General features: G+C 64.4%; 20 protein-coding genes and 3 riboswitches. Of the genes, 5 read left to right on the plus strand and 15 right to left on the minus strand.

The annotated features are described in order from the left end of the window. Positions 1–41 precede the first annotated feature (41 nt). The 6 genes from QMG52_RS06185 to QMG52_RS06210 form a co-directional block, all read right to left on the minus strand. Positions 42–2135: a carbohydrate-binding protein gene (locus QMG52_RS06185; protein ID WP_283559555.1), complete on the minus strand. Its 2094-nt coding sequence runs from the start codon at positions 2133–2135 to the stop codon at positions 42–44. A 76-nt stretch (positions 2136–2211) separates the two neighbouring features. Next, positions 2212–3294 carry a glycoside hydrolase family 130 protein gene (locus QMG52_RS06190; protein ID WP_283559556.1) on the minus strand — a complete coding sequence of 361 codons (1083 nt, stop codon included), beginning with the start codon at positions 3292–3294 and terminating at the stop codon, positions 2212–2214. 5 nt (positions 3295–3299) lie between these two features. Beyond that, entirely contained in the window at positions 3300–4166 is an 867-nt protein-coding gene (locus QMG52_RS06195) for a carbohydrate ABC transporter permease (RefSeq protein WP_283559557.1), read from the minus strand. Between the two features lies 1 nt (position 4167). Then, a complete protein-coding gene (locus tag QMG52_RS06200) occupies positions 4168–5202 on the minus strand; it encodes a carbohydrate ABC transporter permease (protein WP_283559558.1) in 1035 nt (344 codons plus the stop codon). Positions 5203–5215: 13 nt separating this feature from the next. Further along, the gene (locus tag QMG52_RS06205) at positions 5216–6520 is read right to left on the minus strand and encodes an ABC transporter substrate-binding protein (RefSeq protein ID WP_283559559.1); all 1305 of its coding nucleotides are present in this window, start codon (positions 6518–6520) and stop codon (positions 5216–5218) included. A 46-nt stretch (positions 6521–6566) separates the two neighbouring features. Further along, the gene (locus tag QMG52_RS06210; protein WP_283559560.1) at positions 6567–7640 is read right to left on the minus strand and encodes a LacI family DNA-binding transcriptional regulator; all 1074 of its coding nucleotides are present in this window, start codon (positions 7638–7640) and stop codon (positions 6567–6569) included. Between the two features lie 322 nt (positions 7641–7962). Between QMG52_RS06210 and QMG52_RS06215 the strand changes: the two genes are divergently transcribed. From QMG52_RS06215 to QMG52_RS06225, 3 genes are all read left to right on the plus strand, one after another. After that, on the plus strand, positions 7963–8334 hold the full coding sequence (locus QMG52_RS06215; protein WP_283559561.1) for a type II toxin-antitoxin system RelE family toxin: 372 nt from the start codon (positions 7963–7965) through the stop codon (positions 8332–8334). Positions 8335–8514: 180 nt separating this feature from the next. Further along, positions 8515–9120, plus strand: a complete 606-nt coding sequence (locus QMG52_RS06220) for a hypothetical protein (protein WP_283559562.1) — start codon at positions 8515–8517, stop codon at positions 9118–9120. Positions 9121–9161: 41 nt separating this feature from the next. Continuing rightward, positions 9162–9743: an RES family NAD+ phosphorylase gene (locus QMG52_RS06225; protein WP_283559563.1), complete on the plus strand. Its 582-nt coding sequence runs from the start codon at positions 9162–9164 to the stop codon at positions 9741–9743. Between the two features lie 51 nt (positions 9744–9794). Here the strand turns inward: QMG52_RS06225 and QMG52_RS06230 are convergent, their stop codons facing one another. Further along, positions 9795–10142: a type II toxin-antitoxin system PemK/MazF family toxin gene (locus tag QMG52_RS06230; RefSeq protein ID WP_283559564.1), complete on the minus strand. Its 348-nt coding sequence runs from the start codon at positions 10140–10142 to the stop codon at positions 9795–9797. Further along, positions 10129–10359, minus strand: coding sequence for a ribbon-helix-helix domain-containing protein (locus QMG52_RS06235; RefSeq protein WP_283559565.1), 231 nt, complete (start codon positions 10357–10359; stop codon positions 10129–10131). Before QMG52_RS06235 ends, QMG52_RS06230 begins: the two co-directional genes overlap by 14 nt. 305 nt (positions 10360–10664) lie before the next feature. Between QMG52_RS06235 and QMG52_RS06240 the strand changes: the two genes are divergently transcribed. Continuing rightward, positions 10665–11114 (plus strand): SRPBCC family protein, encoded by a 450-nt coding sequence (locus QMG52_RS06240; protein ID WP_283559566.1) that lies wholly within the window; start codon positions 10665–10667, stop codon positions 11112–11114. A gap of 11 nt (positions 11115–11125) precedes the next feature. Here the strand turns inward: QMG52_RS06240 and QMG52_RS06245 are convergent, their stop codons facing one another. The 7 genes from QMG52_RS06245 to cycA all read right to left on the minus strand — a co-directional run bounded on the left by QMG52_RS06245 (position 11126) and on the right by cycA (position 19406). Then, the gene (locus tag QMG52_RS06245) at positions 11126–11773 is read right to left on the minus strand and encodes an NAD(P)-dependent oxidoreductase (RefSeq protein WP_283559567.1); all 648 of its coding nucleotides are present in this window, start codon (positions 11771–11773) and stop codon (positions 11126–11128) included. 433 nt (positions 11774–12206) lie between these two features. Continuing rightward, on the minus strand, positions 12207–12869 hold the full coding sequence (locus QMG52_RS06250) for a GntR family transcriptional regulator (protein ID WP_283559568.1): 663 nt from the start codon (positions 12867–12869) through the stop codon (positions 12207–12209). Positions 12870–12973: 104 nt separating this feature from the next. After that, positions 12974–13702 carry a maleate cis-trans isomerase family protein gene (locus QMG52_RS06255; RefSeq protein ID WP_283559569.1) on the minus strand — a complete coding sequence of 243 codons (729 nt, stop codon included), beginning with the start codon at positions 13700–13702 and terminating at the stop codon, positions 12974–12976. Next, a complete protein-coding gene (locus QMG52_RS06260) occupies positions 13702–15132 on the minus strand; it encodes a dihydroorotase (RefSeq protein WP_283559570.1) in 1431 nt (476 codons plus the stop codon). Before QMG52_RS06260 ends, QMG52_RS06255 begins: the two co-directional genes overlap by 1 nt. A gap of 4 nt (positions 15133–15136) precedes the next feature. After that, positions 15137–15904 (minus strand): aspartate/glutamate racemase family protein, encoded by a 768-nt coding sequence (locus QMG52_RS06265; RefSeq protein WP_283559571.1) that lies wholly within the window; start codon positions 15902–15904, stop codon positions 15137–15139. 57 nt (positions 15905–15961) lie between these two features. Continuing rightward, on the minus strand, positions 15962–17305 hold the full coding sequence (locus QMG52_RS06270) for an MFS transporter (protein WP_283559572.1): 1344 nt from the start codon (positions 17303–17305) through the stop codon (positions 15962–15964). Positions 17306–17915: 610 nt separating this feature from the next. After that, complete coding sequence (cycA, locus tag QMG52_RS06275; RefSeq protein WP_283559573.1) at positions 17916–19406, minus strand: D-serine/D-alanine/glycine transporter; 1491 nt, start codon at positions 19404–19406, stop codon at positions 17916–17918. 35 nt (positions 19407–19441) lie between these two features. After that, a riboswitch (glycine riboswitch) is annotated at positions 19442–19546 on the minus strand. 1 nt (position 19547) lies between these two features. Continuing rightward, positions 19548–19645: riboswitch (glycine riboswitch) on the minus strand. 205 nt (positions 19646–19850) lie between these two features. Next, positions 19851–19947, plus strand: a riboswitch (glycine riboswitch). 149 nt (positions 19948–20096) lie between these two features. Here cycA and gcvP point away from each other — a divergent pair. Beyond that, positions 20097–23021: an aminomethyl-transferring glycine dehydrogenase gene (gene gcvP / locus QMG52_RS06280; protein WP_283559574.1), complete on the plus strand. Its 2925-nt coding sequence runs from the start codon at positions 20097–20099 to the stop codon at positions 23019–23021. Positions 23022–23026: the final 5 nt, after the last annotated feature.

The raw sequence follows: 23026 nt of genomic DNA on the forward strand, positions 1-23026 counted from the left end.
ACGTCCCCAACCTGCCGCGAACTTTCCGGCAGGCGCCAGCGCTACTTCCGTACCAGGGTCACCCAGGTAAATCCGCCGGGGACCACCGCGACCCGTCCGGAGTGATCGCTCCCGTTGCCATTCGGCCCGGCTGGGACAGGGCGGCCGGAGGAGTCAAACGCTTGCTGCTGCAGCTTGAACCCCTTCGGCAGGTCAACGCGCTGGACGACTGTCCGCGCCGTTGCACTGACATACAGGCTCGAGTCCCCACCGGGCCCGCTCACGGAAACAGTGGAGATTTCGGGCTGGAGGAGCAGCGCATCGATGGCTGCGGTCCCGCTGGAATGCCCGACGACGGCGGCCGTGTTTCCGGCCGGCAGCGCGGAACCCAGCGCGAACGGGTAGAGGATCCCCGGCGCCCCGGTCACTCCCTGCGCTCCCGCGCCGCCGTTGGGGGTTGTGCCCAGCACGGTCCGCCCGGACGTCCACGAGGTATCTCCGGCCGGGGCGATGCTGCGGTTGACGATCGGGTAGACGTTGCGGGCCTGGTTGTCGGCGGGAACCGGGATGGTCACGGACCCCCCGGCGGTCAGGGAAACATATGCTCCACCGGATATATTTGCTTCCCCGGTCCAGGTGGAGGCCGGTTTCACCACGGTTCCCCCGGTAATGCTGCCGGATTCGGCCTCCACGACGCTGAGGCCATGGGTGCCGACCGTCTTGTTGATGGCGAGGGCCTTGGCCTTGAGCGACGGGTTCGCGTCAAGGGTGAGCATGCTCAGCAGCGTATGGATGGTGGATTCGGCGCCGGAGTTGGGGTTGATCCGGCCGTCGGTTTCGATCCCGTCGATGGCGGTGCCGGTGGCCCGGTTGTAGGCGGGGGCACCATTGGGGTTGGCCCCGAAGAACCAGGCCGCGGCAACCGCCGCCACGTCCAGCAGCCCGGGCGCATTGGCCGCCTTCGCCGTCGCCACCAGGGACTCAACGCGCGAATCCACGCCGTAGGCAATCTGCGCCTCGCCCGGCGTCGGGCTCCAGGCGTTGTCCGGGCCGCCCGCGGCGAGCAGCTGCGGGGTGAACCCAGCGGAGTCCTTGATCGCGGCGGCCAGCAGGTCCGGCCGGTGGAGGACGGAAGAGGCCGTCGCGACGGCGGCCGGGGCCATGCCGCCCCATGCATGCCAGAGGGACTGGGAGGTGATGGAGGGCAGGATGGCGCCGAACGGCCACTGCCGAAGGGAGCCGGAGGACATCCCCGCGATGCCTTCGGTCAGCTCGCGCAACGCGATGGTGGCGCCATCGTCGCCGGGAGCGGCCGTGACGTACGCGGCGAGACCGAGCACCGCTTCCGCGGAAGCATCCGCGCCCCCGGTGATCAGCCACGCGGGGACCTGCACGCCGTCGGCCACGTCGAAGTGCCCGTACTTGGCCAGCGACTGGCGGTTGAGGGAAGCCAGAGCCAGATGCAGCCGGTCGGCCAGAAAGGCAGCGAACTGCGGGTCCGCGGATTTGAACGCCGCGTATCCCTCACCGAGGGCCCATACCGTCCGGGCCAGCCAGTATGACTCGGCCGAATCCGATGGATCGGGTAGTTCCACCGGCCTGGCGCTCGGGTTCAGCGTGCCGTCGGCCTGCTGCCAGAGCACCACATTGCCGGCGTTGGGGCCGGCTGTGGTCTGCAGGTACGTCAGCGAGCGCAGCGTCTGGAAAGCGTGCTCCCGGCTGGCGGCGTCCCCGGTCTGCTGCCAGTGCCGCAGGTACACGACGGCCGTTCGGGCAATATCGTCGGCATTGAAGGCCCCCTGGCTCCAGTACCCGGTGGCACTGTCAAGGGTGCCGCCTCCCAGCCGCGTGTAGCTGCCGTCTGCGTTCTTGTTGGCATATGTCCACGGCGCCTGCGCGGATGGCTGCTGTTCCAGTTGGTACGTGGTGTGCCCGCTCACGGGTTTCAGCGCGACGGCGTCCAGCAGAAAGTTCAGATGGGCCAGGTTGGTCAACGGGACGGACGACGGCGGCGCAGGTGCCGGAGGCGCGGCCGTCACCTGAGGTGCCGGGGGCGCCGCGGCGGCCGTTTCCGCTCCGAGCAGCAGCATAGACAAAGCGGCGACGATGGCCACTGGTTTGGTGATTATTCGTGGGATAGTGGCGATGCGGACCATGTCTGGCTCCTGAGAAGGTGCGGGTGGTGGGTCTCCATGCGGCCCCGGCCAGCCGTGGCCGTTCGCGGGGCGTGGGTCAGATGCGGTCGAGCCTGGCGACTCCGATCTTGGAGTCCGCCATGCCGTAGAAGACGAAGAGCTGGCCGGCGACTTCTTCGATGGCTGTCGGAAAGACCACATTTGGCACGATCCCCGCCTTTTCATCCGCCGTTTCCGGCGCCAGCAGCGGCGCAGCACTGCGGGCAACCACCTTGGAGGGGTCATTGGCGTCCAGGATCATGGCCGCGGCGGCGTAGTTGACCTTCTGCTGGAGGGCGAAGTCTGACTTTTCCATTTCGCCGGAAACGCCGTGGTGGATCAGCAGCCAGCCCTCGTCAATCCTGATGGGCGCCGGCCCGGCGCCGATCTTCAGTTCCTCGAACGGGAATTCGCTCAACGCCACCAGCCGGTGCTTAGACATGTGCACCAGGTTGCGGAAATCCCGCTCCACCTCGGCCACCGGGACATAGGAGATCCAAATGCCCGGCCGGTTATCGGTCAGACCGGCGGGCAGGTGTTCCCCCTCGCCGTCGCGGACCCAGCCCAGGTCCCACATCGGCCGGTGCAGCATCGCGTAGGAGGGGACGCCGTCGGGGTCGTTCACCGGCTCCGGAAAAAAGACGGCATCCTTGTTCGGAAACAGATTCAGATCCATGGACAGATCCGCCTGGTACTCAAAAAAGCATGGACCCAGCCGGTGCCAGGAGCGCAGGTCCTCGGACCAGGCAAAAGCCAGCCGCGGACCCAGCGGCCCGTACGCCACGTAGGTCATCAGATGCCTGTCCAGTGCGGGGACCCAGGTGGTGCGCGGGTCCTCGGTGCCGGCGTTCTGCAGCCCACGTTCCCAGCCCTCATCCGGTGCCAGCACAATACCCTCGCGCTCCACCGACGCGGGGACGCCGTCGTCGTTCATGACCACTTTGGCCAGCCCGACGCGGGACACGTTGCCGGCGGCCACCAAACGGGGCAGCAAATACAGCTCGCCCTCACGGGTCCGTCCGCTGGCAGGGTTGAGCACGCCCGCTGCCTCGAAGTCGTTGCCCTCCTGCGGCACCATAATGACGCCGGCGCGGGTCAGTGTGAAGGGGACGGCCGGAAACGCCGGTGGTGAAGAACTCATGCTCATTAGCCCTTCACGCTGGATCCGAGATTGGTCGAAATGAATTGACGCTGGAAGAAAATGAAGAGCACGACGGCGGGCGCCGCGAGAACGCAGGCGCCGGCCAAGATGGCGCCAAACGGGTTGGACGCGGTGGCGGCAATGTTGGAAATGTAGTTGGCAAGCGACACCGCCAACGGCTGCAGCGACTGGTCCTTGGTGACCAGGAACGGCCAGAGGAACTCGTTCCAGGGGCCGATGAAGGTCAGCAGGATCGCGGTGACAATGGCCGGGCGGACCAGCGGGATGGCAACCTGCCACAGGATCCGCAGTTCGCTGGCGCCGTCGATCCGTGCCGCCTCGAACAGCGTGGACGGCAGCTGCATGAAATACTGCCGGAACACGAACACCGCGGTGGAATTGATCGCGAACGGCAGGATCATGCCCAGGTAGTTATCGCCCAGGCCGTAGTCGCGGACGATCATCACGTACAGCGGAATGAGCAGCAGCTGGAACGGGATCATCTGCACCAGCAGCATCATGGCGAACACCACCCCGCGGCCGCGGAACTGCATCTGCGCCAGCGCGTAACCCACCAGCAGGCCGAAAACCAAGGTGGCCAGGATGACCCCGCCGGTGAAGATGCCGGAATTCAGCAGCCCCTTGAACAGATTGATGGAGCCGTTGATGTTGACGTAGTTCTCCCCCGTCAGGTTGCCCGGCTCCGGGAACGCTCCTCCCACGGAGGTGTCCGGGGAGGTCTGCAGCGAGCCGATCAGCATGTAATAGAAAGGGAAGAGGAACACGAAGGCGCCGAGGGCCAGCAGGATGAAACTGCCCACGCTCAGATTCCGCCGTTTCTCCACCGACGCCTTTTTCGACGTGACCGACATGTTATTCCTCCCCGCTTTTGCCGCCGACGAGCCGGTTCTGGATCAGCGCAATCAGCAAAACGCCGATGACGAGCACCACGCCCAGCGCCGCCGCCACGTCCGGATTTCCCTGCAGAATGCCCTTCTGGTACATCAGGAACACCGGAGAACTTGAGGCACCATCGGGCCCTCCGCCGCCGGTGAGCAGATATGGCTCGGTAAAGAGATTGGCGCCGGTAATGGTTGCCAGCAGGGTCACCAGGACGCTGGCGGAGCGGACCCCGGGCACCGTGATGTTCCAGAACTGCACCCATTTGTTGCCGCCGTCCACGGACGCCGATTCGTACAGCTCGTCCGGAATGTTCTGCAGTGCGGCCAGGTACAGCAGAATGAAAAACCCCAGCTGCTTCCACGTCACGTACAACGCCACCGTCGGCATCGCCAGCCAGGAATTCACCAGCCAGGACGGGTTCGGCGCCAGCGGGCCCAGGAGCGAGTTGATCAGCCCGTTTTGCTGGAACAGGAAAAGCCAGACGCCGATCACGGCGACGCTGGCCGTGACATAGGGAACGTAGTAGCTGACCCGGAAGAATGTCTTGAGCCGGGTAATGCGGTTCAGCGCATTTGCCAGGATCAGGGACAGGCCCACGGTCAGTGGGACGTTGATCACCATGAACACCAGGATGTTCACAAAGGACCGCTGCACCGCGGGGTCCGAAAGCACCGTGATGTAGTTGCCGATGCCCACGAACGGCCGGGCCACCTGTACGCCGGGGGCGGTGAAATAGAACTGATGGAAAGAGATCCAGACGGCATAACCCAGCGGATACGCCAGCACGCCCAGAATGAAGATCACATACGGTGCGCTGAACAGCAGGCCCAGCGGCTGCTTACCCAGTGGCCGGAACTTCTGTTTGATCTCCGGGTGGCCGGATTTGCGCCGCAATAGCTTCCTGCCTGCCGGCTGCTGACCGGCTGACGGCGGCGCACCCGCCTCCGGGCCGGTTGCCGGCGCGCCGTCCCAGCGGGATGCGCCGCCGGCGGAACGAAGTGACATGGCCGATCACCCGTTACTTCTGCGCCGCAAGTTGGTTGATCTTGTCCGCCGCGCCCTTGAACGCGTCGTCAATGCTTTGGTTGGCGAAAATTACCGACTTGTTCCAGGCATCGCGGAACGCCTGCCAGATCTGCACCGAGTTCGTCACATTGGGAACTTCCACGGTCCGGCTGGCCTGGTCCGCGAAGTCCTTGTACAGGGGGTTCGCGGTGAAATAGTCCGCGTAGGCGGCGGGCAGGTCCTTGCGCATCGGCATCTGGCCGGTCTCGGAGAGCAGCTTGCCGTCCTCGTCCTTGCTGGTGGCGAATTTCAGCACCTCCCAGGCCGTGCCCTGGTTCTTGCAGGCGGAGTACAACCCGATGTTCTTCGCGTCGGAGAAGGTGTAGGACTTGTCCTGCTTTTCGGTCGCCGGAATCGGCACGGACCCCCAGTTCACCTTGTCCTTGTAGGACGCGATGGCCCACGGGCCGGCGAGCGCCATGGCGGCTTTGCCCTCCGCGAAGGAATCGCCCTGGTAGACCTCCTTGGAGGCCAGGTTCTCCTTGTACAGCGTCGCGAACATGGACGCGACCTGCTTGCCCTGGTCGTCGTCGAAGGTGGCCTTGCCGTCCTTGATCAGCTGCGTTCCCTTGCTGTTGGCGGCGTAAAACGGGTAGAAATCGAACCAGGACTGGAAATAATCCCCCGCCGGCGAGGGCCAGATGGCCTTTTGCGCGGCCCCGGACTTCACCAGCGTGCGTGCCGTGTCCAGCAGCTCGGACTCCGTGCCCAGCTTGGGGTTCGCCGGGTCCAGACCGGCCTTGGCGAACAGGTCCTTGTTGTAGAACAGCACCACCGGGTTGGACTTCCACGGCAGCTGGTAGAGCTTCCCGTCCGTCGATTTGTATTGGTCGGCCAGATCCCCGGTGCGGTCCTTGATGTACTGAGCGCCGTCCGGGAAGGAGTCCAGAGCGACAAGCCCGCCCTGCTTCTGGAACTGCGGCACGGCCACCGGTGCGGTATTAAAGACCAGGCACGGCGCGTTGCCCGCTGTGATGGCGGCGCCGATGGTTTCTTCGGAGCTCTTTCCGGCCGGGATCTCCTGCGCATCGACCAACTGATCCGGATGGGCCTGGTTCCAGGCGGCCACCATTTCCTTGCCCCATTTGACCTCAAACTCGTTGTTGGAGTACCAGATCTTGATCGGGCCCTTGGCCGTGATGGCCGAGGAGGCCGAACTGCTGCCTCCTCCCCCGCCGCCGCAGGCTGCCAACCCTGCGCCCAGGACGGCGATCGCCGCCATGGACAGGATCCGGACACTGCTTGTGGTGCGTTTCATTGCGTCTCCTGACGATGGATTGATTCGTGTCTAAGTCGATTCCTGGCTAAGTCCCTGCTGTCGAAATGTGCTGGTAGCGGCCGCCGGCGACGGCAGGTACCGCGTGCGGCGGCACCGCTCCGGTGGAGCCCCGCAACACAAGGCGCGGCGGGCCGAGAACCAGGTCGCCGCCGTCGTGCGTTCCATCCAACTGGGCCAGCAGCATGGCCGCGGCCTGCCGTCCCCAAGCCAGCGGATCTGCAGCAATGGTGGTCAGCGGCGGATTCAAATACCGCGCGAACTGCGCATTGTCATATCCGGTGATGGACAGGTCAGCCGGCACATTCAACCCGTGTGTCTGCGCGTAGGACTGCCCCGCCGTGGCCATCAGATCGTTGGCGTAGACAATCGCCGTGGGCCTGTCCTTGCGCGCCAGCAGCCTTGCCGTCGCCGCAACGCCGCCGGGTGCCGTGAAGTCCGCCTCCGCGAACAGGTCCGTCGCCAGCCCTGCTGCGCTCAGCGCGCTTTCCCAAGCCCGGCGCCGGCTGCGGCCGTGGATGTAAACCTGTGCCCCGCCAACGTGCGCGATGCGCGTGTGGCCGAGCGAAATGAGGTGCTCGACGGCGGCCGTAATGCCGGCGGCGTCGTCCATGCAGACTGCGGGAAACGGCGACGGCACAGCAGGCCGGCTCAGCGTCACCGCCGGCAGCCCGAGCCTGCGGAGCAAGGCAATGCGCGAATCGTCGTGGCGCACGTCGGTGAGGATCACCCCGTCCACCCGGCCGCCGTCGGCAAGCTTGCGGTAACAGCGCTCCTCGGCGCCCGGCTCGGTGGCGACCGTCAGCACCAACGTGTACTCATGCTTTTCCAGCGTCGTCTCAACCCCGGCGATGAACGCCGGGAAGAACGGATCCGAGCCCAACAGCTTGGCCTCACGGGCAATCACCAGACCCAGGGCGTACGCCTTTGCGGACCTCAGGCTCTTCGCGCGCAGGCTCGGCGTCCAGCCCAGCGTCTTCGCGGTGTCGAGAATCCGCTGCCGGGTCTGGTCCCCCACGCCTGCATGGCCGTTGAGCGCGAGGGAAACCGCACCCTTGCTCACCCCCGCCGCACTTGCGACGTCGCTGATCGTGACTGCCACTGGTTTCTCACCTGCCCCGCGTGCCGCCGCCGTGACGTGGTTCACTAAATCGATTTAGTAACAGACAGTCAACCTGCTTCGTTGCGGGTTGTCAAGGGTTGCGGCTGATCCTGAGCAGGGTGAAGAAATGGGGGATGTAGAGACCATAGGATGAGGCCAAAGGCACTCCGAGCACAGGACGCACGAAGACGTTTTATACAACCGAGGCACTAACGCAGTATTTGGATGAGTACGAGGACTACTTTCCCGCCAAGGATGCGTTGGAAGAATTCATCCACTCCAATGACGAAGCGGTGGAGCTAACCGCCATCGACTGGCCTTAATGAGCTACGCCATCCGTTTTACGCCCAAGGCTGCAAAACAGGTCAAGACACTCAATCCCGTCGCGGCCCGACGGATCCGGCTCTTCATGGAAGAAAAGCTCCAGCCGCTGGAGAATCCCCGCCTCCTCGGCAAGAAATTGATCAATGAGGATTTCTGGCGGTACCGCGTCGGCGGCTACCGGATCCTCACAACCATCGATAACAAGCAGATCGCGCCCCCATTGCTCGCCCGCCCGGCGCTTCGCCCGATGCTCCGCAGCGAGGAGTACGAGATGCCGGGCATCTCGGTGGAAGTTGCCGACACCATCAGTGAGCTCGCTACCAAGACCGGAATCTCCCCTGAACAGACACCACGGGTTCATGAACCGTAACTAAGTGCGGCGGCAGCGGTCTCGCTGCCGCCGTCGTCATGAGCCAGACGAATTTGCGCAATCAGATAACGAAGCCGAGGGCCTCTCCGAGCAGCGACGTGCCAACTCGTCAATCGGATCTTCCCTGCTGACACTACGGACGGTAGGCTAAAGTGTAGGTACCGTAAGAGGAGGTGCAACATGTCCCGTCAGAATCCGGACGCACAGGTGGCAAAGAAGCCGCCTGCCGTCAAAAGCAAGGAGTCGGACGCAGATAACCTGCAGCTCGACGAGGGCAATGCGCAGCGAAGCTCAAGGGTGGTTGCAGCGGCGGTCCGGATGGAGTTGAGCATCCAAGCCTTGGGGCCGGCCCTGGCCGCGATCGAAACTCCCGTTTCTCCGCAACTGGCCAGAAGCCTGCAGGCCACCGAAAACGCCTGGCGTGAAATCAGGGAAGAATTCGGCCTTCTCTCCAGCACAGAACTGTCCCGGGCCGTCGGCTCCAGCTCCCCCAACCGCAGCTACGCCTCGGATCAGCGCACAGCCGGTAACCTGCTGGCAGTCAAGCGCCCAGGAGGAATGAAGTATCCGGGTTTCCAGATTGATCCGCACGAACACACCATTCGTCCGGTGATGCGGCCGCTCCTTGCCGCCGCCGCCCAAGCAGGCCGGAGTGAGGGCGGGCTGGCCATGTGGATGGTTTCGCCCAACGGATACCTCGACGGCGATCGGCCGGTGGACCGGCTGGACAGCGATCCCGAGTCCGCGGTTGAGGCCGCCAAAGACTCTTTCGGCGTCAGATGGTGAGACTCCTCCCCCCGCAGCCCTTTGCCGCGCAGGAGTTCCTTGTGCCTGCGGGAAGCGAGCTCTACCGCGTTTTCGACTCCGGCCTGTCCCCCGTCCCGACCGTCACCAACTTCAATCGGGGATGGGGAGGACCAACCCGGTTTGCTTTCTTTGGTCGCCCAAAAGTCCCTGTCCTTTACGCAGCGCAAAGCGAAGAGGCAGCAATCTGCGAAACCATCCTTCACAACGTGCCGCCCGGACCGGGACGGATCACCTTCGACGACGTCAGCAGCCGCGTCTGTGCTGCTTTGGCACCAACCCGGGACCTGAAACTCGCTGCCCTAATGGGGGACGGGCTCAGGGTGCTGGGCACTGAAGCCAGGTACGTCACCGCCACCCAAGCGAGCCAGTACCCCCGGACCGTGCGCTGGGCCGAGGCAGCCCACGACGCCGGCTTCGAAGGCATGGTGTGGATGAGCAACCGGCGCAACACGGAAAGAGCTTATATCCTCTTTAGAGACCGCGTGCTGACGTCCGATCTGGTTGCGTCTACTAGCCACGCCCGGATCTACGGCGAACCGCAGGGCTTCAGCTGGCTCGTTGACTACTGCGCCAGTCTGAACGTGGACATCTTGGTCCCCTGACCTGGTCGGTCAATTCACCCTTGCCCATTACGGGTTCCGTCACTCCCAAAGCTACAGCTGCAAGTGCAGGCGAAGCGCCTCGTCAACATCACGCATGGTCGCCGCTGAGAGTTGGCAGAGGACCGGTCCCAGCCGCTCTACTGCCACCGACCGGACCTGCTCCGCCTGCGCCTTGGAATCGACCCGCAACCCGGTCACTTCAACTGGAAGCAACACCTGGAAGGGAAATACCCTGCTGACGTTGCTGGTCATGGGGACAACCGTCACCACCCCGCGACCCAGCCGCTCCGCCGTCGAATTGGCGCGATCATTGCTGACGATGACCGCCGGACGCCGCTTGTCCGCTTCGCTACCCCGGACAGGGTTGAGGTCGACCAGCCGGACCTCACCTCGCCGCATCCGTCAGCCCGTCTCCTGTGGCTTCGTCCCAGACAGCCTGCTCGCCAGCTGTCTCCCATTCCGCCCAGGCTGCGGCGTACGCAGCATCCAACCCGACGTGCCGCAGGAGACGGACGGCCTGTTGCACTGCCGCAGAGCGGGACGGCAATCCCTGTGCCCGGGCGTATTCGTCAAGTAACGAAACGTCGTCATCCGGCAGGCTGATACTGAGCTTCATCCCCTAATGCTACTTGAGTGGGAAATATTTTGCTACCGCTCGTCGAGACGCTAAGGACTGCCACAGTCGCCTCCGTTTCACGCTGTCTGTGGAGTTCAGGGCTTCGTGGCGGAGTTCTATGATGGCTCGGCGTCGCCCAACAGGGCTTTGAGTTGTCTTGCATGGCATGCGATTCGAGACACAAATGCTTCGAGACACCAACTCGGACTAGGAGATGGAGTCGACTGGAGGCGACCGGTAGGCTTGGCTGTTAATGTGCGCCCCGGACCTCGCGGAACCGCGGGCCATCGAATTGGAGTCCAAGCATGGTCCATATAGAGGAATCCACTGTTCTGAATCTGCCCGTCGGTGACGTGTTCGCGTTTGTAGCAGACCAGAACAACGCCCCTGCATGGCAGAAAGGTCTGCTGAGGGTACAGAAAACGACGGAGGGTCCCATCGGCGTGGGAACAACGCACGTTTTCGAGCGCAAGCTCATGGGGCGCAAGACGACAGCGACCAACGTCTATACGCAGTACAGTCCTGATGACATAGTCGCCTTCAAAAGCACTTCCGGTCCGGTGCAGTTCCACGCTTCCTACACAACCACGGCTGGAGGATCCGGTACGAAGCTCACCTGCCGGATGGAGATTGAGAGTGGTCGCGGCCTTTCCGGGCTCATGCTGCCACTCATTGCCATGAGCATCAACAAGGAGATGAAGGCAAACCTCCTCACTCTGAAGGCACTGCTCGAAGACACGAACCGTCAGCGCTAAGACCGCCGTCCTCAAACGCCCGGCCGGCGGTCTCCAACACGCAGTGGATCTGGTGTCCTGGGTCCAAAAAGTTCCTGCCGGTCCACCGCCCGCACCCCGGCCTCGGCCGCCCGCTCCGCCGTCATATGCGGACTCCAGGCCAGCACGTCCATCCCGAAGGCGTGCGCGTAGCCGGCAATTGCCCGGCCAATCCGGCCCAGCCGTAGAATGCCGAGCGTGCGCCCGTGCAGTTCGATGCCCGGCGCCAGCTGCCAGCCGCCGGCACGGAGCGACGCGTCCTGTGCCGGGATGCCGCGGACCGTGGCCATCAGCACCGCCCTGCTCAGTTCGGCCGCGGCGCCGGCAGAACCGGCGGTCCAGGTGACGGCGATGCCCAGTTTGTGCGCCGCGTCCAGGTCAATGGCGGCATTCCGCATCCCCGTGGTGACCCGCAACTGCAGGCCGGGCAGGCGCTCCAGCACGGTCCGCGGAAAAGGCGTGTGTTCGCGCATCGCGACGACAATCTCGAAACCGCGGAGGCGTTCGACGACGGCATCCTCGCCGCCGAGGTGCTCGGTAAAGAAGGTGGTCTCTATGCCGAGGTCCTCGAGCTCCGGCCAGCGTGCGAACCGGGCGGCAACGGACTGGTAATCGTCCAAAATGACCAACTGGCGAGCCATGAACGGTCCCTTCCTACGTTGGGTTCCGTTACCACCACAGAAGACGGCACTCCGGGTTCTGGCACTCCCACTTGGCTATCCCCATCTCAGGCTCCCCGGTAACCGCATTGGTCCGCGTCACCATATCCAGGCAGCAGCCGGCAAAGACGGTGTTGGGCGGCATTAGCGCCTGCTCGTTCGGCATGATTTCACCGTACGCCAGACGCCAGCTTTCATGGCCGCACACAGGACACTTCCGGGTCGGCGCCGCCCGGACCGTCGGCCGCGCCTGCGGTTGGTTCTCCATGGGGACAACGTACCGCGCGGCGCAGACAATTGCGGATTTACAAAAATTCTCCATGGAGACGGCGTCCGAAGGAGACCATCATGTCCCAGTCATTTGCACCCACCGCCCCGCCGGGCTACAACGCTCCGACGCCGATCGACGACCCTGCTACTGCGTCCGCTGAAACAACGCGTGCAGGGTCCGGTGCCGGCTGGAGCGCACGTGCTGCTCGGCCACCTTGGCGGCCAATTCCGCGTCCCCGGAGGCGATGGCGTCCAGCAACTGCTCGTGCTCGCTGCAGAGCAGTTCCAGATCGTCCGTCTGGCGGAAGAGCCATTGCAGGCGACCGTGGAGCGGTTCCAGGATGTTGCGGAGCAGTTCGTTGTGTGCCAGCCGCGGAATCTCGTCGTGGAATTTGCCGTTGGCTTCGCGGGCGGCGCCGATGTCCTTGCGCGCGGTGGCGTCCTTCGCTTGGTCCAGGATCTGCTTCAGGGCCGACAGGTCCGCGTCCGTGGCCCGTTGGGCTGCAAGGCGGCAGCTCATCCCTTCCAGAGCCTCACGGACGTCAAAAAGCTCCTCCACGTCGGCGCGCGTCAGTTCCCGCACGACAAGCCCGCGGGTGGGCCGTTCGGTTACCAGGCCTTCCTCACGGAGCATGCGCAGTGCTTCCCGGATGGGCAGCCGGGAGACATCGAACTCCGCGGCCAGATCGCGTTCGATCAGCCGGATGCCGGGTGCGTACCGGCCGTTGTAGATCCGCTGCCGGATCTGGTCCCGGACCGTTTCGCGTAGCGGCTGTTCGCGGAGGGTGCCTTCGCTTAGAGATGGCAAAACTGTCCTGTCCTGGCGTACCGATGTAGTGAGGTGTCCTTTGCTCTTTATGTTAGCCATGTCGAGTGCTGCCGCGTGCGGATGCGTGCGCCGGGAGGGTGTGATCACGACAGCAGGCGCCCCCACTGCGGATCCAGGCCGGCTGCCCCGGCCATGGACAGGCACTTCCACAGGGTCACGGCAACGGAATCCAGGACCGGAACACCGTGGTCGCGTTCCATCTGGGCCACAATGGGTGCGCCGTAAAGATTCGTGCACAGGTAGATCAGTGCCTGGGGCTGGGCGCCGGCGTCGCTGAGGAGTTCCTTCGACGGTGCGAGCAGCTCGGCCGGATCAACCCGGGCGAAGGATTCGTTGACGCTCAGGCCCAGGTGCCTCTCGCCGACGATCGAAATGCCTTCCGTCCGGTAACTGGTGATGACGGCATCGTTGACGTCCTGGGTGTAGGGGGTGACCAGCCCTATCCGGGAGATCCCGAAAGCCTGGAAGGCATCAAGGTAGGCCAGCGTGGAGGTCGTCGCCGGTATGCCAGTGGCCGCAGTGATCTGCCGGACCATTTCCCGGTCATGATCCGCTCCCAGCCAGGAACCGGCGGTGCCGTTCCAGGCCAGCACGTCAACCTCGGCGGTTTTGAGCAGCTCGGCCGCGTCCAGCATGGTCCGCAAGTCGAACTGCTGGTCGGAGCCGGAATCCAGGGCGATGCGGGTGACACCGATCCGGGTGGAATGGACGGTTACGTCAGTCCGGTCGCCCAGGATCCGGTAGGTCTGCGGTTCCAGACAGGTATTGGAGGACGGTACGATCATGCCGATCCGTACGGGGCGTGTGGACATTAGAGACCCTTTCCGGCCAAAGCGGCCATTTTGCTTGTCTCGTAGCGATTCAGGAAGCGCCCGGTGGGTCCTGGATCGGTGAATTCTCCGGCGTGCAGCACCACCCGCCCGCCCATCACCACGGTGGCGGGCCAGCCAGCCAGTTCCATGCCGTCAAAGGGGGAAAAATCGGTCCCCATGTGCAGCGCCTTACCGTCCACCGTTCGCACCTCGTCCGGATCGAAGATGACCAGGTCCGCGTCGTAGCCGGGCGCGATGATGCCCTTGCCGGCCAGCTTGTTGATCCGCGCCGGCCCGGCGGCGAAAAGCTCTACGAACTGCTGGACGGCCATGCCCTGCTCCATGACCAGGGTGGTGAAGGCCACCGGCATCCGGGTCTCGATGCCCGGCAGCCCATGCGGCATGAACCGCACGTCCTCGCTCCGGGACTGCTTCTGCGCCAGGTCATAGCAGGAGTGGTCCGAGGAAATGGTGTGCACTTCCCCGGCTTTGACCCGCTCCAGCAGGGCCGCCACCGTTTCGCGGCTGCGGATAGGCGGGCAGCAGGCAAACTTTTCCGGGAATTCGGACGCGTAGACCTCTTCATCCAAGGTGAGGTAGTGCGGGCACGTCTCGGAGTAGGCCTCCAGCCCGCGGGACCGGGCGTCCTGGACCAGAGCAACGGCCTCCGGAATGGTCTGGTGGACAAAGTAGACGGGCGCCCCGGTGTATTCGGCCATCGAGAGGACTTCCGCTACGGAGGCCGCTTCCGCCAGTTCCGGCCGGGTCTGGTGCAGGCGTCCGGCGGGAACAGGCACCGAGGCGCCGTGTTCATCAATGCTGTGCTGGGCCAGGCAGTCGACGATGATCGGATCGTGCTCGGCGTGGATGTAGGTGAGACCGTCCAGCCGCACCATTTCGCGCATCACCTTCACAATGGTGTCGCCGTTGGCCATGGTGGAGCCCCGGTTGGTGGTGTACATCTTGACGGAGCGGATGCCGAGTTCCGCCAGCCGGTCCAGCTGCGCGGGGACGGTCTCGTCCCAGTCGATCACTGCTCCGTGCAGGGCCACGTCGCAGCGGGAAACTTCGGCCAGCCGTATCTTGTTTTCCGCGGCCGCAAGCGGAGTTTCGCTCAAGTCCGCCGGAATACCGAAGTCCATGATCGTCGTCGTGCCTCCCCAGAGCGCGGCGATGCTGGCGGTTTCATAGGTGTCCAGGGATTTATAGGCACCTGTCACCTGTTCCACGTGGGCGTGGGAATCCACTCCGCCGGGGATGACGGTACGGCCGGCGGCGTCCAGTGTCCGGATGGCCGCCGGCAGGAGCTCCGGGGACGTTGCGGAGTCGTACAGGGCAACAATCCGGCCACCGCTGACGGCAATATGGCCCGCTATGGTGCTGTCCGCATTGACGATGGTGGCATTGGTAATGAGGAGATCCACGGTCATGGTGCTACCGAACTTTCTGGCTGGTCTTGGAGCCCCGGTCAAGGGTGCGGGTGATGTCCGCAGAGAGGCCTGCGTTGGTTTTTAGCGGCGGCCGGGCAAAGCTGCCCTTCCGGTGGGTGCCGCCGTTGAGGCTGATGAGCAGCTCGCACTGTTTCACTCCGGCGGAGATGCCGTCCACCACGGGGACAGGGATTTGGCCGCCGATGTCGCGCGCCAGGCCGGCGAGCGGTGCACCGGCCAGTATGACGACGTCGGCCCCGTCCTGTTCGACGACGTCGTGGGCCAGCTGCAGCAGCTTGTCCTTGAAATCCTCCTGGACTGAGCCGATGCTGCCCAGCGAATCCTGCAGCGAACGGATCGAGGCGAGGCTGCTGCCCATCCCGTTGCGCTCCACGCATTCCCGGTACCAGGCCTGGATCCGCTGGGAAATGGCAACGATGGAGAACCGGCTTCCCTGCAGGGCCGCCGTGTGGATGGCCGCCTCCGTGATGCCGACGACGGGACCATCGACGAGTTCCTTCAGTGCGGGCATTCCCGGGTCCCCGAAGGCCGCCACGACCACGCCGTCCACGTTGCCCTCCTCCTCGGCGATGATCTGGGCCACGGCGGTGCCGGCCAGCAGCGCCTCAACCCGCGTTTCGATGTATTCGACGCCGAACGCAGCGGTACGGACGATGATCTCGGTACCCGGGGACGCAGCACGCTCCGCCTCGGCACGGATCAGCGCGGACACGCTCTCGCTGATATTGGGGTTGATGACCAGAATCTTCATGGCACGTACCTGTCTGCACTAGGGAGGGATGATGGGGGCGGTGCCGCTTCAGTGGGCTCAGACCGGGAGGCGGCGGCTGTAGTCCATGGTCAGGACGGAGACGGCCATGATGACGGCGGAACCGACAAAGTAGAGCAACGCCCAGGTGTAGCCGCCGGTGGCTCCGACGATCAGTCCCACCGCGATGGGTGTGATGAATCCGTTGATGTTTCCGCTCAGGTTCATCGCTCCGCCCAGAATGCCGGCGTTGGTCCGGCCGCCCAGGAGTGCGGGGATGCTCCAGAACAGGCCCACCCAGCGCAGGAAGAACAGGACAGCGGAGAGGAGCAGGACGGCGGTCAGGGGGTCGGATACGACGGTCACGCCCACCAGGCCGAGGACGACGATCAGGCTGGAGATGCCCAGCAGTGTCCGCATGACTAGGTTGGCGGAGGCACCCTTGGTCTGCCACCAGTCGGCGATGAAACCGCCCAGAAGTTCCCCGACGAAGCCGGCGCCGAAGATCGCGAAGGTTCCCCAGCCGACCGCCGCGAGGTTGAAGTGCTTTGCCTGGGAGAGGTACAGCGGGCCCCAGGTCAGCAGGCCGTAAAAGACGCCGTTGAAGCCGAACCAGCCAAAGCACATGGACCAGAAAGACCGGTATTTCAGGTACGGCAGCAGTCCGCGCCTGCCGGCGCCCTTGGACGCTTCAGCCTTGGCGTCCTCTTCGGCGTGGCTGGCTTCGATGTAGGCGAGTTCGCCCTCGTTGACGTTCTTGTGCAGCCGGGGATTGTCGCGGATGTACCACCAGGCCAGGAAGCCGAAGGCGGCGGTGGCGATGCCGACGGCGATGAACGCTCCCCGCCAGCCTCCGGTCAGCGCGATGAGACTGGCAATGATCAGGCCGCCGAGACCTGCACCCAGAGGTGCTCCGGCGTCCAGAATGGTTGCGCCGCGGCCGCGTTCCTTCTGCGGCATCCAGGTTGCATTCAGCTTGCCGCCCGAGGGCATGATCCCGGCCTCGGTGATACCGATGGCGGCGCGGGCGGTGAAGAGACTGGCAAAGTTCCAGGCCAGGCCGCAGGCGGCGGTGGCCAGGCCCCAGCCAACACACGAGGCCGTGACCATCTTGCGGGCGCCAAAGCGGTCGATCAGCCAGCCGGCCGGCACCTGCATGAGCGCATAGGCGAAGAAGAAGGCCGAGAGCAGCAGGCCGATCACTTCAGGGGAAAGGTTGAATTCCTTTTGAATCAGCGGCATGGCCACGGAAATGGAGCCGCGGTCCACATAGTTCAGCGTGACCAGAACAAGGAGCAGGACGAAGAGCTTCCAGCGCACCTTCGTGGGCCGGCGTGTAATCACTGGTTCGGTGGTTGGTGGCCTTTCGGCCGCAACCTCAACGGTGGGTTCATTGATAGTCATTGGAGAAATCCTTTGGATGGACTGACAGCTCGGGGTGCGGGCGCCGTCGCCTCGACGGTGAGGGAGATTTGGGATCCCAAAAATGAGAGTACGGCGTGGTGTAGCTCACTGTCAACCAAAAATTGAGAAAAGATTTCTGCATCGCGGACTACTTCCTTCATCCATCCAAGGCCGACCCACGGATTTAGGCCGCGGCGCGACACAATCGTCACAGGGCTTGCAGCACGCCCACCCCGGCGGCATACACTTTGGTATCCCATAAGGCGCGCGGGCGGGATAGCCAAGCCGCTCCAGCCGTTGACCATCTACTGCCGGACAGCAACCAAAGGAAGCCAGATGAAATTCGCCCGAATCGGACCCCGCGGCGCAGAGATCCCCGTACTGGTCCATGAGCAGCGGCTGTTTTCGCTCCAATCCCTAACCGCGGACATCGGCCGTGCGGCTCCAGCCGCCGGTTCATGCCCCATCGTTCCGCCACCGGTGCGAAGCTTTGCCGGAGTTCGTCACCGGCGGGCGCGACGCCCGTCGACACGAAGTGCACCCGCATGAAGAATTGCCTTCGCACCGTTTAAGGCGGGGATGGCCGACGGCGCCAAGCCGGCTTCCGCCGTCACCTTCCGGCTCCCGTGCCATTGTCCAGCAATTCCCGGGCGACGACGCGTTCCGACTTGAGGTCTTTCTGGAACTTGGCGTAGCGGGACAAGTGGCTTGGGCGTCGGCGCAGGAAGAACCACACCACGCCGAGGATGATGAACCAGACCGGCGTGACGAGCAGTGCCTGCAAGGTGTCGGTTTGGGTGGTCAGCGCCCAGATGACAAAGGCGAAGAACGCAAGGACGACGATCACCATGGGGATGCCGCCGGGCATCTTGAACTTGGACGAGTCGTGCAATTCAGGCCGGCGCCGCCGGAAGGCGATGTAGCTGACAAGAATCATCGACCAGACGAACACGAAGCAGACCGCGGACACGGTGGTCACCATTTCAAAGGCCTTGCCGATGTCTTGTCCCGCGTACATGAGCACTACGCCGGAGAGGAGCAGGATGCAGGAGAGGAACAGGGCATTGCTGGGCACCTTGCGGCGGGAAAGCTTGCCGAAGGGACGGGGGGCGTCGCCTTCCTGGGCCAGGCCATAAACCATGCGGGAGGTGGAGTAGATGCCTGAGTTGGCCGAGGACATCGCCGACGTCAGCACCACGAGGTTGACCACTGTGGCGGCGGCCCCCAATCCAGCGAGCGAGAACATGGCGATAAAGGGGCTGTGTCCGGCGGCGAACTGGGTCCACGGGATGACGGACATCAGGATGATCAGGGCGCCGACGTAGAAGAGCAGCACGCGCACGGGGATGGAGTTGATGGCCTTGGGCAGGTTCTTCTCCGGGTTCTTGGCCTCGGCTGCAGTGGTTCCAACCAGCTCAATGCCCACAAAGGCAAACACGGCAATCTGGAAGCCGGCGACGAAGCCCATGAACTCGTGCGGGAAGAACCCGCCATGGCTCCACAAATTGGTAAAGCTTGCTGCTCCGGCCTCCGAGTGCAACCCGCTGAAGATCATGAAAAGGCCCACCACGATCAAGGCGCCAATGGCAATAATCTTGATGAGTGCAAACCAAAATTCGGTTTCACCAAACGCCCGGACGGTGGTCAGGTTCAGCACCAGAAGTATGCCGATCGTGACCAGCCCGGGAATCCACAGCGGAAGTCCCGGCCAGAGTTCCTGCGAGTACCCGGCGATGGCAATGACGTCGGCGATTCCGGTAATCACCCAGCAGAACCAGTACGTCCAACCTGTGAAGAAACCGGCCCAGGGCCCCAACAGGTCAGCCGCGAAATCGCTGAATGACTTGTAGTGGAGGTTGCTCAGCAGGAGTTCGCCCATGGCCCGCATGACGAAAAAAAGCATGAAACCGATGATCATGTAAACAAAGATCACGGAGGGCCCGGCGGCGGAGATCGTCTTGCCGGAGCCCATGAACAGGCCCGTTCCAATGGCCCCCCCGATGGCGATCAGCTGGATGTGCCGGTTGCTCAGTTGCCGCTCAAGCTGGGGCGGCTCGTCCTTAACGGACGTGGGGTGGTAAATCGTCACAAGGAACTCCATCGTTTAGGCGGCAGGGGGCCACGAATATTTGGGTTCCTCCCCACTCTGTCTTGGACCTGAGAGTTTCCGCACCGCCTTGTGTCCAAGGCCGCGCTTGCACCGTCGGTGAGCCCGTTTTGCCGGACTGCTTTCCAGAGTTGCCTTGCCACGGCGGTACATGGGCCTGAGAGATTCCCGGGGAGGGTTTGCTCCTACGGCGCCTGCTGACTGTACCGGCAGGACTCTCCCGCCGCGGATCATGGGCACTTCACTTTTTGGGTGACGCGAGTCACACGCTAGCGTAAGGACTGGCTTCACGCAAACGGGCGACCGGCCGTTCGAAGTCACGGGCCGGGGCATGTCAGAGGGGTGTGGCCATTCATTCCGCCAGTGATGCGGTTTTTGCCTCGCCTGGAATCATCGTGTAGTGTGTGGTGCGAATCACCCACAGTTTTATGTGCCTTTCGAATCGTGGCGGGAGAGTCCTCCCAGCTTTTTTGGCGGCGCCGTAGGAGCAAATCCTCCCCAGGAATCTCTCAGGCCCATGTACCGCCACGGCGAGGCAACTCTGGAAAGCAGTTTGGCGAAAGCCATACTCACCGACGGTGCAAGCGGACGGAAGTCCTGCGGAATCTCTCAGGTCCAAGACAGAGCGGGGAGGAACCCAAACCCATGCCGTGCCCCCGGGCCGGCCGTACCTTGGAGTTCCTCATGACGATTCAATCCAATCCGACCGTGTTCGCCGACCGGCACATTGGCGCCCGCCGCCAGGCCGACATCGACAGCATGCTCAAGGCCATCGGCTACGACAGCGTCGACTCGCTGGTGGACACCGCCGTCCCGGATTCCATCCGTCAGGAGACACCGCTGGCACTCCGGCCGGCCCTCAGCGAGGTTGAGGTGTTGGCCGAACTCCGCGCCCTGGCCGCGAAGAACAAGACGGCCATCCAGATGATCGGCCAAGGCTATTACGACACCGTGACGCCTGCGGTGATCCGCCGCAACGTCCTCGAAGCCCCGGCCTGGTACACCGCCTACACCCCATACCAGCCCGAGATCTCGCAGGGCCGCCTTGAGGCACTGCTGAACTTCCAAACCATGGTCAGCGACCTGACCGGCCTGCCGGTCGCCAACGCCTCCCTGCTCGATGAATCCACCGCCGTGGCCGAGGCCGTGCTGCTCATGCGCCGGGCCAACAAGACCAAGGCCGCGGCCGACGGCAAGACCGTCCTTGATGCGGACCTCCTGCCGCAAACCATCGCCATTGTTCAGGGCCGGGCCGAAGCACTGGGCTTTGAGGTGGAGGTTGCGGACCTGTCCCTCGGCCTGCCGGAGGGAGACATCAACGGCATCGTCCTGCAGCAGCCGGGCGTTTCGGGCCGCGTCTTCAACCACGCCCCGGTCATTGCCGAGGCGAAGGAACGCGGCGCGCTCGTCACGGTGGCCGCGGACCTGCTGGCCCTGACGTTGATCACGCCTCCCGGGGAACAGGGCGCGGACATTGCGGTGGGAACTGCTCAGCGTTTCGGTGTGCCGCTGTTCTTCGGCGGCCCGCACGCTGCCTACATGGCCGTCCGCAACGGCATGGAACGCTCACTGCCCGGGCGCATCGTCGGAGTCTCCGCCGACAACACCGGCCTTCCGGCCTACCGCCTTGCCCTGCAGACCCGCGAGCAGCATATCCGCCGCGAGAAGGCCACCTCCAACATCTGCACGGCCCAGGCGCTGCTGGCCATTGTCTCCTCGATGTACGCGGTCTACCACGGGCCCGAGGGCCTGAAGGCGATTGCCGAGACCGCCCACGGCCACGCCCGCACCCTGGCAGCGGCCCTGCAGGGTTCGGGTATCCAGGTCCTGCACACCTCCTTCTTCGACACGCTCACGGTGCACGTCCCGGGACGGGCCGGCGCCATCCTGGACCTGGCTGAGCGGGACGGCATCAACCTGCGCGCCATCGACGCCGACAACGTGGGCATCTCCGTTGATGAGACGACGACGGCGGACATCGTCGCCCGCGTTGCCGCTGTGTTTGGTGCCGCACCCGCCGGGGACGGCACGGACCACGGAAAGGGTGCGGAAAGAGCAGGCTTCGCCCTCGCGGCTGACACCGGGCGCACCTCGGACTTCCTGACGCACCCCGTGTTCAACACCCACCGGTCCGAAACGCAGATCCTGCGCTACATCCGCCGGCTCAGCGACCGGGACCTGGCCCTTGACCGCACCATGATCCCGCTGGGATCGTGCACCATGAAGCTCAACGCCACGGCCGAGATGGAAGCCATCTCCTGGCCCGCGTTCGCCTCCATCCACCCGTTTGCCCCGGATTCCCAGACAGAGGGCTGGCGCGAACTGATCGCGGGCCTGGAAGCGGACCTCTGTGAGGTCACCGGTTACGACCAGGTGTCCCTCCAGCCCAACGCCGGTTCCCAGGGCGAGCTCGCTGGCCTGCTGGCCATCCGCGGCTACCACATCTCCCGCGGCGACGACCGGCGCACCGTGTGCCTGATACCGCAATCGGCACACGGCACGAATGCCGCCTCCGCCGTGCTGGCCGGCATGAAGGTCGCCGTCGTGGCCACCGCCTCCGACGGCGCCATTGACCATGCGGACCTGCAGGCCAAGATCGAGAGCCACAAGGACCAGCTCTCGGCGATCATGATCACCTACCCGTCCACGCACGGCGTCTACGATGCGGATGTTCGCGAGGTCTGCGACGCCGTCCATGCCGCCGGGGGACAGGTTTACGTTGACGGCGCCAACCTCAACGCCCTCGTGGGACTCGCCCAGCCCGGCAAATTCGGCGGCGACGTCAGCCACCTGAACCTGCACAAGACCTTCTGCATCCCGCACGGTGGCGGCGGCCCCGGCGTCGGCCCGGTTGCCGCCAAGGCGCACCTGGCACCCTTCATGCCCGGAGATGCCAACGCGGCCGGGGCCCCAGGCTCGACCACCGGGGTTCCGATCTCCGCTTCGCGGTTCGGGTCCGCGGGCGTTCTGCCCATCTCCTGGGCCTACGTCAAGCTGATGGGCGGGCAGGGACTCACCGAGGCCACCAAGTCCGCGCTCCTTGCAGCGAACTATATTGCCTCCCAGCTCAACGAGCACTTCCCCGTCCTATACACGGGAGCGGGCGACCTCGTCGCCCACGAGTGCATCCTTGACCTGCGCGAGCTGACCGCCAAGACGGGGGTTACCGCCGAGGACGTGGCCAAGCGCCTGATCGACTACGGCTTCCATGCCCCCACCCTGTCGTTCCCCGTGGCCGGCACCCTCATGGTGGAGCCGACCGAATCGGAGGACCTGACCGAAATCAACCGGTTCATCACCGCCATGGTCGGCATCCGGCAGGAGATCGACCAGGTGGCCGAGGGCGTCTTCACCCTGGCGGACAGCCCGCTGCGCAACGCCCCCCACACGGCTGCCGCCGTCGTCGATTCCAGCTGGGACCGCGGATACTCGCGCGAACAGGCCGTCTTCCCGGTAAACAGCCTGCGGCAGGACAAGTACTTCCCGCCCGTGGGCCGCGTCGACGGGGCAGCGGGGGACCGAAACCTGGTGTGCTCCTGCCCTCCCCTCGAATCCTTCGAGGACAACACAGGATCCTTCGAGGACACCACAGCAGACTCTGAAAACTAAGGATT

Source organism: Paenarthrobacter sp. PH39-S1 (assembly GCF_030063245.1).
In the GTDB taxonomy this organism is placed as follows: domain Bacteria; phylum Actinomycetota; class Actinomycetes; order Actinomycetales; family Micrococcaceae; genus Arthrobacter_M.